9 protein-coding genes and 1 pseudogene are annotated in these 10,480 nt (G+C 69.9%); 2 read left to right on the top strand and 8 right to left on the bottom strand.

The genetic code is table 11. From position 1 onward, the window contains the following. The 6 genes and pseudogenes from ASC99_RS30015 to ASC99_RS29990 form a co-directional block, all read right to left on the bottom strand. Nucleotides 1–230: pseudogene (locus ASC99_RS30015) on the bottom strand (saccharopine dehydrogenase NADP-binding domain-containing protein); the annotation flags it as partial. A gap of 202 nt (nucleotides 231–432) precedes the next feature. Further along, nucleotides 433–1,272: a hypothetical protein gene (locus ASC99_RS30010; RefSeq protein WP_057237951.1), complete on the bottom strand. Its 840-nt coding sequence runs from the start codon at nucleotides 1,270–1,272 to the stop codon at nucleotides 433–435. 292 nt (nucleotides 1,273–1,564) lie between these two features. Continuing rightward, nucleotides 1,565–2,557, bottom strand: a complete 993-nt coding sequence (locus ASC99_RS30005; RefSeq protein ID WP_082598756.1) for a DDE-type integrase/transposase/recombinase — start codon at nucleotides 2,555–2,557, stop codon at nucleotides 1,565–1,567. A 20-nt stretch (nucleotides 2,558–2,577) separates the two neighbouring features. Then, nucleotides 2,578–2,961 (bottom strand): hypothetical protein, encoded by a 384-nt coding sequence (locus ASC99_RS30000; protein ID WP_057237948.1) that lies wholly within the window; start codon nucleotides 2,959–2,961, stop codon nucleotides 2,578–2,580. A gap of 459 nt (nucleotides 2,962–3,420) precedes the next feature. Further along, nucleotides 3,421–4,365 carry a hypothetical protein gene (locus ASC99_RS41440; RefSeq protein WP_235583177.1) on the bottom strand — a complete coding sequence of 315 codons (945 nt, stop codon included), beginning with the start codon at nucleotides 4,363–4,365 and terminating at the stop codon, nucleotides 3,421–3,423. Nucleotides 4,366–5,533: 1,168 nt separating this feature from the next. Next, nucleotides 5,534–7,027 (bottom strand): hypothetical protein, encoded by a 1,494-nt coding sequence (locus ASC99_RS29990; RefSeq protein WP_057237946.1) that lies wholly within the window; start codon nucleotides 7,025–7,027, stop codon nucleotides 5,534–5,536. A 389-nt stretch (nucleotides 7,028–7,416) separates the two neighbouring features. Here ASC99_RS29990 and ASC99_RS29985 point away from each other — a divergent pair, with 389 nt between their 5' ends. Both ASC99_RS29985 and ASC99_RS29980 read left to right on the top strand, forming a co-directional pair. Beyond that, the gene (locus ASC99_RS29985; protein WP_057237944.1) at nucleotides 7,417–7,833 is read left to right on the top strand and encodes a DUF5958 family protein; all 417 of its coding nucleotides are present in this window, start codon (nucleotides 7,417–7,419) and stop codon (nucleotides 7,831–7,833) included. A gap of 78 nt (nucleotides 7,834–7,911) precedes the next feature. Next, nucleotides 7,912–9,195, top strand: coding sequence for an IS701 family transposase (locus ASC99_RS29980; RefSeq protein ID WP_082598755.1), 1,284 nt, complete (start codon nucleotides 7,912–7,914; stop codon nucleotides 9,193–9,195). 192 nt (nucleotides 9,196–9,387) lie between these two features. Here ASC99_RS29980 and ASC99_RS29975 read toward each other — a convergent pair whose 3' ends face one another. Beyond that, a complete protein-coding gene (locus ASC99_RS29975; protein WP_057241201.1) occupies nucleotides 9,388–9,756 on the bottom strand; it encodes an Imm50 family immunity protein in 369 nt (122 codons plus the stop codon). A gap of 19 nt (nucleotides 9,757–9,775) precedes the next feature. Continuing rightward, on the bottom strand, nucleotides 9,776–10,288 hold the full coding sequence (locus ASC99_RS29970; protein ID WP_057237937.1) for an Imm50 family immunity protein: 513 nt from the start codon (nucleotides 10,286–10,288) through the stop codon (nucleotides 9,776–9,778). Nucleotides 10,289–10,480: the final 192 nt, after the last annotated feature.

Raw genomic sequence — 10,480 nt, 5'->3', positions numbered from 1 at the left:
CGCAGCGCCTCGCGGTCCGCAGCGTCCGCGACCAGCAACGGGAGTTCGGCGCAGCGCGGGTCGGTCTCCGCGAGCTTCGCCCGGACGGCGGCGAGCTTACGCTCGTCCCGCCCCGCGAGCGCCCACCGGCAGCCGTCGGGCGCGGCCCGGGCCAGGTACTCGGCGGTGAGCCCGCCGGTGAACCCGGTGGCACCGAACAGGACGAGGTCGTACGGGCGAGGCGCGGCCATCAACAGTCCCTACTCGCGGGTAATCGGCTGCGCCACGCTAGGAGCCCGTCGCGGCACTGTCAACGGCTTCGGCTTCATCCTCTCTGAGCGCGGACGGCCGCTGCCGGGGCCTTTCACTCGTTCGCAACACCGTCGAGCGGGCGATCAACAAGCTGAAGAACTTCCGTGCGGTCGCGACCAGGTACGACAAACGCGCCTACCCCTAAGGTCGTTCGAAGAGCTGCAGGACACCGCCGACCGAGAAGCACGCGGCGCCGGCGAAGGTTCCCCAGTTGGCGATGTCGGTGTTGATCAGGCTGCCGGTTTCCGGGCGGGTGAAGGCGGCCAGCGCCGAGACCAGGAAGAGCACGGACCCGAGCTGGTTGACCACGACGATCCACCAGCCGAGGCTGCGCGAGCGCCAGCACGGGTGGCCGTGGCAGACCTCGACGAGCGCGAGGTGTCCCGAGGCCAGGAACATCGCGCACCCGACCAGGTCGGGTGCCCAGATCAGCCGGTTCACCTGCTGGACCGAAAGCCCTTTGAGGAACGAGTCCAACAGGTTGACGCCGAACACGAGTGTGCCGGCGAACAGGACGAAGGCGCTCAGCCAGTCGATCCGGGCGGGCTCGTAGCTCCACCATCGCCAGCCGCCCGTGACCAGCGAGTCCGTCCCGCCGGAACGGCGCGGTGCGTTGATGGCCTGTAGCAGGGAGGTGTAGCCGCCGGTGTTGAAGAACAGACCTCCGGCGAAGTAGATCGAGGCGATCGCGGTCACGCCGCTCGACCCCACCTCGGCGACGGCGGCACCCAGTGCGAACAGGGCACCGCCGATCGTGAACGCGACGGCGGCGACGGTGTTGAGAGTGCGTAGGCGGTGTAGTGCCGTGTCGTCTGCGATGCGCGGTGTACCCAGCACCCCTGTCTCGGTGTGGATCCTGAGCACTCCGCGCTTGCGGGCCAGGCGCGACTCCCAGACCGCCGAGCCTCCCTCGGCCAGCCGCCAGGTGAGACGAGTCGTGAACGGTCCGGCGCCTTCGGCGCGCTCGTCGGGTCGAATCACGGGGTGAGCCTAGCGTCGCACGCGCCATCCGACTTGCGGCTGAAGGCGTGTCGCCGGGGCTGATGGGGGGCGGACTCGCCCGCGCCTGCGTCCGCAGGCTGCGCTACCTCGACGAAGCTGGCATCCGCACCTACTGACCCGCCGCACGGCCCGGCTACCATCTCGCCCCGCCCTGGTCTGCTGGTGCCGGAGCCCGCCCGCCTCGGGTCTGCTGCTGTCAGTTCTTTACGTCCGGTCCGGTCCGGCCCGGCCCGTCGCGGAAGATTTCAAGTCCAGTGAGACGGTCGTGGCGCTATGAGGTTTGTGGTGTGGGTTCGCGGCGCTTGGCGGGGTCGTTGATCCACGCCGTTTTCGGGATCTCGGGTGGCCGGGGGCGGCGGCCGAAGCGTTCGGGGTGCCGTGCGTAGGCCTCGGTGAGGGTGACGGCCCGCTGGTCACGGACCTCGTCGGCAGTGCCGAAGTGGATGCTGGCGGGCGTGTGCAGTCCGATGCCCGAGTGCCGGTGCTCGTGGTTGTAGTACGAGATGAAGGCATCGAACCATTCGCGGGCGTGGGCCAGCGAGTCGAACCGCTGGGGGTAGTCGGACATGTACTTGGTGGTCTTGAACTGGGCCTCGCTGTAAGGGTTGTCGTTGCTGACCTTCGGGCGCGAGTGACTCCTGGTGACGCCAAGGTCGATCAGCAGCTGGGAGACCTTCTTGCTGGTCATGGAGGTGCCGCGGTCGGCGTGCACGGTCTCGGGCACGACGCCGTTGCGCGCGATCGTCTCGCGGATCAACTCCTCGGCCCGCTCGGCTGATTCGGCCAGTTCGACGATGTAGCGGCTGAAGATGTCGATGATGACGTAGGCGTGGAACCAGATGCCTTTGCGTGGGCCGGCCGCTTTGGTGATGTCCCAGGTGAACACCTGCGACGGCCCGTCGGCGACCAGTTCGGGCACCGTCTTGGCCGGGTGGGTGGCCTGGCGGCGGCGCTCACCCGACTGCCCCCGCTCGCGCAGGATCCGGTACATCGTGGACACCGAGCAGTGGTAGCGACCGGCATCCAGCTCACGGGCCCAGATCTGTGCGGGCGGCAGCTCGGCGTACTCGGGGGTGTTCATCAACTCCAGTACCGCATCACGCTCTTCGGGTTTCAGGGCCGAGGGCTGGACCTGCTCTCGTCTGGGCTCGCGCACGGGTCGTGGCCGAAGTCTGCGGTAGTGGGTGGCCCGGGCGCGGCCGGTCAGCCGGCAGGCGGCCGTGATGCCCAGTTCGCTCTCGCTGCCGGTGAACGCCTGGTCCACGATGGGGTCGGCGGCGTGGTTCAGTCCGCGCTCTCGGAGATCATTTCCAAGAGCGTCGACGCTTTTCCCAGGATCTCCAACGCGGCCTTGTTCCGGGCCAGTTCCTTCTCCTGCCGCTCGACCTGTCGGCGCAGCTTCTCGTTCTCCGTATCGGTGGTGGACTTCTTCGCGCGGGCCGGGCTCGTGCGGTGGTCGGCCAGTTTCTCCAGCGCGCCGGCATCACGCGCGGCCCGCCACTCGGTGACGTGGGAGTGGTACAGACGCTCGCGGCGCAGGACCGCGCCCTTCTCGTTCCGGGGCGCGGCGTCGTACTCGGCCACGATCCGCACTTTGTACTCGGGGCTGAAGGTGCGGCGCTTCGGCCTGGGAGCTGGGTCGGCTGCGGACGGCTGGGTGGTGGTCATCAGGTGGAACTCCTGCTCGGGCCCTCTCAGGCTAACCCGACAAAGCGGGACGTCTCACCCAAGGCTGACAGAGAGGGATCGACCACCCAGCGCGCGTCCGTCGGCCAGGAGCCCATGCCAACGATCTGCTTCACGAGCCTGAACGCCTCACGGATGGGGACGGTGTTCCCATGCGGGTACTGTCGTTCGACCTGTGAGCCCCGGAGTCCACGGCATGCTCGTCGGGATCACCCTCCCCTTCGAGCAGCATCACCATCGCGCGTTCGACGTTCGTCACGAGGCCAGCGACCGTTCGGACGCACTGGTCAGCCAAGTCTCAAGCTGCCCGCTGTCGATCCCGGCCGACGGGCCTCCAGCACCACCTCGAATGACACAGGGACAGGGCTGTCGTCATCGATCACCCAAGACTCGATGGCGAGCACGACGATCTCACGGACGGATCGAGGAAACAGTCCCTAGCTAGGGGGTGTCCTGCCGGGCGAGCCAGGCCAGGGCCTTCGCGCGTTCCGCCTCGGTCGGTGCGGGGCTCACCTGGTCCGGATAGCGGATGAGGTAGTGCTCGCGGGCGACCCTCAGGCCGACGGCACGGGCCTCCGGGGAGAGGCCGGGATGCTCGGCGACCTCCTGGGCACGCCGCCACCAGCACACGCTGCGCGGGTCGACGGCGTAGTGCCACAGCGGCTGTCCCGGGTCGGCCACGCCGATCAGCACCCGGTGCAGGACGTACTCGCTGATGCCCGGGGTGCCGAACAGCCGGTCGGCCACGAGCAGCGGGTGCTCGCCATCGAGGCGGGCCCGGACCAGCACCCAGGTCATCAGCTGACCCACGTCGTGGGCGGGCGAGGTGACGACGTCCCACAGCTCGGCGGCCTTGGCCTCGTCGGGCGCGCCGAGGTGGGTGAGGAGCCGCAGCTCGTCCTTCCAGAGCGGCCGGGCCCCGTTCCACCAGGAGACCAGCTTTCCCGCGGCCGGATGGTCCAGGTCGAGGGCGAGACAGGTCAGGGTGACGAGCGGGTGGCGCCATTCGGTGTACGTGGTCCGGTACTTCTTGGTGAGGTCCTTCAGCCGGCGAGGCAGCAGTGCCTCGACGTCGGACGCCGTGGCCAGTCCGTGGGCGTGGAGGAGTTCGAGGCAGAAACCGAGCCCCTGCAGACCGGTCGTGGGGTCGGCCACCCGGTCCCGCAGCCAGCGCACGTCGGCGTCGGTGAGCGTCCGGTACCGGTGCCACACGTCGCCCAGTCTGCCCTCGGACCCGGTGAGGTCCGGTCCGGTGCCGGACAGAAGCCCGGCCCGGGCGGCCTCGTAGCGGTCCACGGCGGCCAGCGCGTCGGCGGTGTCGACGCCGGTGAGCACGGTCTGGCCGGGCCGGAGCGCCTCCTCCGGTGGCGTACAACCGGCCGGCATGGTGCTTCGCCCCCGTCTCCCGTCGCCAGTCGGCCGTGACCGCCCCGATCAGCGCGTCGTACAGCCCGTGCAGTGACGTCTCCGGCAGGTCGTGCGCGGCCAGTTCCGCCGCGAGGGCCGCCGCGGCCCGTACCGCGTCGGGCTCGTGCAGCGACCGGTGCAGCGCCAGCCAGGCGTGGACCGGGGCGCGATGGCCCGCGAGCGCGGCCTCCCGCACGACGGCCAGGCCCCGCTCGGACGGCACCCGCGACAGGACACCGGCCGCCCGGGAGCCGAGGTCGCCGACGATCTCCCACGCCTCCTCGTGGCCGTGCCGCAGCAGCGCGTGGACCAGCTCCTCCCAGGCGCCCCACGCCGTGAGCCGTCCCTCGTACTCCTCCCGCCAAGCGCGCAGCAGCCGCCCCGTCTCGTCGGGGGTGAGCCCGTCCCGCCGCTCCAGCGGGACCATGAACCGGGTCGCGGCGGAGAGGTCCGGGACGTCGTCCAGCCGCTCGTGCAGCCACGCGGCCTCGGCCGGGGACAGCGGCCGGTACCGGACGCCGGCGGAATGGTCCACCGGCTCGGCGAGCGCGGCGAGGAACTGCCGTACGCCGTCGGGGTCCGTGGGCTCGGGCAGGCCCGCCTCGTCCCGGGGGGTGATCCGGTCCAGCCGGAAGGCGCCCTGCGGTCCGCCGTCGACGACCCGGAAACCGGCAGGCCCCGCGCCGAGCCCGGCGGCGACGGCGGCGTGGTCGCCGCCCCAGTGCAGCAGCAGTTCGCCCCTCAGGGCGTCGGAGCGGTCGAAGGCCCGCTCATGGGACTGCCAGTGCCAGTACGCGAAGGAGACGGGGCCGGTGAGCCCCCGCGCCGCGTGGAGTTCGGCGGCGTCCACGTGGCCGTCGGACTGGGTGTAGCGGCCCCGGTTCGGCGGCGGAAGGACGAGGAACCCGTCGCCGTCGAGCCCCTGCCACCATGCCGTGACCACGTCGAGGTCGGAGCGCCGTCGCCGCGCCGCCCGGCGACGAGCGGCGGGGGCGGTTCCGGGGTTGTTCACGTGCTGCTCCCTGGGCTTTCCGGGGTCCGTTGCGGACGGTTCTCCCATCCGCGAAGCACCCTCCCACAAGGGTCTGACACGCCCTCATCCCCGGTGGGAGGCGGACGACGGGCGGGGAACGGGCCTCCGTCGTAGCTAGGGCTGCGACAGGGCCTCCCGGACGGCGTCGATACCGAGGGCCAGGTCCGCGTGGAAGCTCTGGTGGAGGTCGAAGTTCCGGGTCATGTCGACGTAGTAGCCGTCCGGCAGGGTCGACTCGGCACGCGAGAGGTCGCTGTTCAGTTCGTCGAGCTGGTGGATCACCCGGTGGGTGTCGCTCAGGGACTGCGTGAGGGCCTCGGCGAGCGAGCCGCCGGACTGAGGGGAGGTGTCCGCACCGGGCCGGTGCGCCGCGCGCAGCGCCGCCCGCACCGCCGCGCGCCGGAACTGGGCCAGGGCGAGGGACGCTTCGATCCCGTCGTAGGAGACCTCGTTCGTCCAGGGGTCGTCATGGGCGAGGCCCGCCGCCAGGAAGGCGACGCGGCGCGGGACGTCGAGGTCCTTCACCGCGTCGAACATCGGCGCGGCGAGCGCGGCGTCCTGTGCCAGTGCGACCGCGAACGCCCGGGCGTCCTCCCTCCGGAACTCGTCCCTGGCGGCCCGTGTCCCGGACCTCTCGGCCTCCCGCCGGAATCGCTCCACCTGAAGGGCGAGCACCGCTCCGAGCCGTACGGCCGCCAGCTCGACCGCGGGAAACCCGCCGAGCGCAGCCTCGCGGCCCTGCGCGTCGCACCGGGCGAGGCCAGCCGCGTACGCCCGTACCCCGGATGGCGCGGGCTCGGCGAACGAGTGCAGCACTGGTGCGCCGAAGGGCGGCACGGGGAGCGAAGGGCCGAGGTTCCACAGCGGCGGTACGGGGGCGCGGCAAGCGGTGGTCCCGTCTGCACCAATGGAGCCGCTCACCTCGTCCAGCCCGGCCCGCAGGTCGAGTACGGGATCCAGCGCGGCGGCCAGCTCGCCCAGCAGCTCCGCGAACCTGACGTCTGCCTCCGCGGACCCCTCGGCCGCCCCAGACCCCTCGGCCTCCCCCGGTGCCTCGGCACCTCTGGCCTGCCGTACCCCCGTCTCCGCTTCGAGCAGCTTGCCGACGTGGCGCAGGGTGCGGTGCACCTTCGGCATCGACAGGCCCAGCTCGTACCCGATCGCTCCCGGCGCACAGCCGGCCAACCGAAAGGCAATGACGTTGAGTTGGCGCTCGTTCAACTCTCTCAGCGGGGCGAGCGCCACCACCGTCCGGACCTGCACCAGGGCGTCGGTGCTGCCCTTCCCCAGGAGGGCGGGCACCGTCCCGTGCGCTGGGCGGAGCGCTCCGCAGCCGCCGCCGACGGTCATCCGGCACGTCCAGGACCGCAGCGCCTGCGCGGTGACCACGGGGGTCCTGGTGTCCTTCGCGGCCCCGACCACGTTCGCGACCAGGAGGTCCATCCACCGCCGGGCCACTGTCATCGAGTCCTGGGCGAGTCGCGCCGCCTCCACCAGGTCCGCGCCCCGCAGCAGCGACAGGGCGACGAGCGGCCCCGCATGCGCCCGGTAGTAGTCCCCGAACCCGACCCCGCTGACGGACACCGTATCCGCCGGATCTGTCGCCATTAACCCAACTCACCTTCCTTTGCCGCCACTTGTAATTTCCGTCGGAGTTCAAGGTAGAGGCTCGACGCGGGGTGACGGAAACTGCCCCGCCCCCTGGAGCGAGGGCAGGGCAGTCGCGTGGGCGGTGTGCGGCACAGCGAGACCCAGGTCAGACCACCGGGGACGGGTAGGCCGGGCCTCGAGGCCCGAGACGTGCTGGACCACACGGATGACCGGCAGGAGTAGCCGAAATCGATATCGCCTACCAGGCCGCACTCCACATCGTCGAATCCTCATCTGGACCCGACGCTGACCAAAGAGACAGGACCTAATACTCCAGTCACACTTCGCGATCTGGTTCGATGACCCACGGGGTCTACTGGCCTCAGCCGAGTCGCGGAGGTGGGCGGATGGACGAGCGCACGGTCATGTTGAACGAACTCGCGCAGGGGCTGCGCCCGCTCGGGCAGGGTGTCGAGTGGTTCGAAGCCCTTCCCCCCGAGGACCAGTTCGAGGTCCTTCTGGATCTGGGCGGACACTGTATTCAGGCGCGCGCGACGGTGGAGGACGGGCCCGAGAGCGTGCGACTCGCCGGTATCCGGCCGACGCACACCCCGGCGGTGCTGATCACGCGTGGGCAGTTGGCCGGGCAGCTGACAAAGATCATCAATCTGCCGCAGGACGAGCGCGTGAAGGCGTTTCGGCTGCTGGTCGCGATGCTGGGGGTGGCGGACAAGCGCCGCCGGGAGCGGTTCTGCGCCGACGGATGCACCCATGCCTGGCACCAATTGGCGGCAGGGGCGGATACGGAAGCGGCCACCGCGTGATCATCAGAGGTTGTGTGGACTTCTGAAGATGGTGCGGTGGCCGCGGGCCATAGCGTAGACCCTGCCCGCTGGCGGGCGATGTTCGACCAAGCCATGGCCCGCATCGCGGGCCGTTTCCGACGAGTGGAACCGCGGGCGACGGCACGGGCGTTCGTCCTCGGACTGCTGTCCGGCGTCGAACGCAAGAACTGCTGGCAGCTGGCTGAGGGAGCCGGTCATGCCCGCCCCGGAGCGATGCAGCGGCTACTTCGAAGCGCCCGCTGGGATGCCGACGAGGTGCGCGACGATGTCCGCTCCTACGTGCTGGACCACCTCGGCGGTGACGGGGTGCTGATCGTGGACGAGACGGGGTTCTTGAAGAAGGGCCTCCGTTCGGTGGGCGTGCAGCGGCAGTACACCGGCACTGCCGGGCGGATCGAGAATGCCCAGGTCGGGGTGTTCCTCGCTTACGCTTCTTCTCGGGGACGGGCTCTGATCGACCGTCGGCTCTACCTGCCCGAGCACACCTGGTGCCGGGATCCCGATCGCCGGTCGGGCTCCGGGGTTCCCGAGCAGGTGGAGTTCGCCACCAAGCCCGGCCTGGCCCTGCAGATGATCGAAGCGGCCCTGGACGCCGGGTGCTCCTCCTCCTGGGTGACCGGCGACGAGGTCTACGGCCAGGACCCCCAGCTTCGCTCCGCCTTGGAGGCACGCGGGATCGGCTACGTCCTGGCGGTCGCCTGCACCACCAGGGTGCGCATCAACCAGGACCGCACTGTGGCGCGGGCCGACGCCGTGGCCACCGCTCTGCCCCGGGACGCCTGGCACGCGCAGAGCGCCGGCGCCGGAGCGAAGGGCCCGCGCTACTACGACTGGGCGTGGGTGCAGATCGGCGCCGACAGGAACCAGTGCCTGCTGATCCGCCGCAACCCCGCAACCGACGAAGTCGCCTTCTACTTGTGCTGGTCACCGGGCAAGGTGGCCCTGTCCACGCTGGTGCGCGTCGCCGGAACCAGGTGGTGCATCGAGGAGTGCTTCCAAGCGGCGAAAGGTCAGGTTGGCCTGGACCACTACCAGGTCCGCCACTGGACCTCCTGGCACCGCCACATCACCCTGGCCATGCTCGCGCTGGCCTTCCTCGCAGCCGTCGCCGTCAGCGCGAAGCCCAACCCGGGCACCACGGACCCGAACCTTCCTGCCCGCAGCCGCGACCCGATCGACCTGACCATCCCGGAGATACGCCATCTCATCGGCACGCTGTTCAGAAGGCCGACCGCACCGCCGAACCGCCTTCTGGCCTGGTCAACCTGGCGCAGACTCCACCAAGCACAGGCCAGACGCTGCCACTACCGACGACGGCTCACCAGCGGCTCAGACACCTAGATCACGAAGTCGAAACTGGAGTACTAACCTCGCCCTTTCGTGGGTCGCAGATACTGATGGCCAATCATGATGGGGTTGGTGTCGCTGACCTGCAGTGTTGTCCCGTGCCGGGGCTCCTGTCGAACATCCGTGGCCTTCACCTCGGGGGTGAAGCTCCCGGTGTACCAATCCGCTCTTGACCGGCGAGTGATGTCACTGCGATCGGCTCCACAGGCGTCCGACTGGGCACTCGGCGCGGATCTCGGTGGCCTCGAAGGAGACGCGCTTTTCCTGGCCGGCGAGCACGACCGTCTTCCCTGCGAGGGTGGCGGTGGTTGTAGGCCAGCCAGACCAGCCATCCACCTCGAAGTTCTTCACGCCGATGCAGACCAGGACGAACTCGACCGCGTTGTGCCCGCGCGCCTGCCACAGGTCCGCAGCGGCGTCCGGGACGGCGAAGGCGGCGAACCTCAAGGTGACCGACGCTGCGCGTTCGTCGACGAGAACGGAGGTCAGGCCGTAGGCACTCAGCGGTGGCGGGGGTGAGCCGAGAACGTTGCGGATCGTCTCGGGATCGGTCACCTCGGCAGACCAGTCATGGTCACTCATAAAACGCCTTCGCGGTCGTGGGAGGCAGTACCTGGTGCAGATGCTGGTCAGTTCGGCTCTCGAACCAGCGCTGAGCAGCATCGGGGTCCGCGTCGATGGAGCGATACGCGTTGAGATGGCCAGCCTTGAGGCCGGCCCAGGCGGTGAAGTCCAATGAGAATCCCGCTCCGTGCACCGCTACCCTGATCCGGCGCTCGTGGACCTGGACGAGGGAGCTGAGCTCGACGTCGACCACGGAGCGGTCGGGAACGCCCCGCATCCGCAGGTCCTCGCCCACAGCCAGGAACTCGATCTGGGCCTCGAACCGGTCGCAGCCCGCCTCGGTCCACGTCAGTGGGGCGCGATCGGGAAAGCGAGGAAGCTCCATCCGCAGCTTCACTCCGGGGCCGTAGGGGCTCAGGTGGACTGACCTGAGGACCAGATCCTCCAAGGGCGGCAGCTCGGTATAGAGCGCGGTCAGCCGGTCGGAGTGGACCAAGAGCTGGGACCACGTGTCGGCTGCCATGAATGGGCTCCTCTGCTCTGGACATCTCGCGCCCGGCGAGGCTGGCCCAATCATCGTCCAAGGGGCAGCCAGAGATCTTGAAAGTGCCCCTGAACTGCAATGCCAGTGAGTTAGGCCGTTCTCGCAGGTGGGGAGGGGGGCCAGGTGACCCTGAGTGAGTAACTGACGTTGCTGGGAGGGCGTGACTGGTCC

Origin of the sequence: Kitasatospora sp. Root107 (assembly GCF_001424875.1) — a bacterium.
Taxonomy (GTDB): Bacteria; Actinomycetota; Actinomycetes; order Streptomycetales; family Streptomycetaceae; genus Kitasatospora.
The sequence above is the reverse complement of the archived record's forward strand: the minus strand, read 5'-3'. Positions and strand labels throughout refer to the sequence as shown.

Excerpts from the sequence above, each read along its gene's own strand:
- ASC99_RS30000 (WP_057237948.1), bottom strand. The coding sequence starts at position 2,961 with ATGACCACCACCCAGCCGTCCGCAGCCGACCCAGCTCCCAGGCCGAAG.
- ASC99_RS41440 (WP_235583177.1), bottom strand. The coding sequence starts at position 4,365 with ATGCCGGCCGGTTGTACGCCACCGGAGGAGGCGCTCCGGCCCGGCCAG.
- ASC99_RS29990 (WP_057237946.1), bottom strand. The coding sequence starts at position 7,027 with ATGGCGACAGATCCGGCGGATACGGTGTCCGTCAGCGGGGTCGGGTTC.
- ASC99_RS29985 (WP_057237944.1), top strand. The coding sequence starts at position 7,417 with ATGGACGAGCGCACGGTCATGTTGAACGAACTCGCGCAGGGGCTGCGC.
- ASC99_RS29980 (WP_082598755.1), top strand. The coding sequence starts at position 7,912 with ATGTTCGACCAAGCCATGGCCCGCATCGCGGGCCGTTTCCGACGAGTG.
- ASC99_RS29970 (WP_057237937.1), bottom strand. The coding sequence starts at position 10,288 with ATGGCAGCCGACACGTGGTCCCAGCTCTTGGTCCACTCCGACCGGCTG.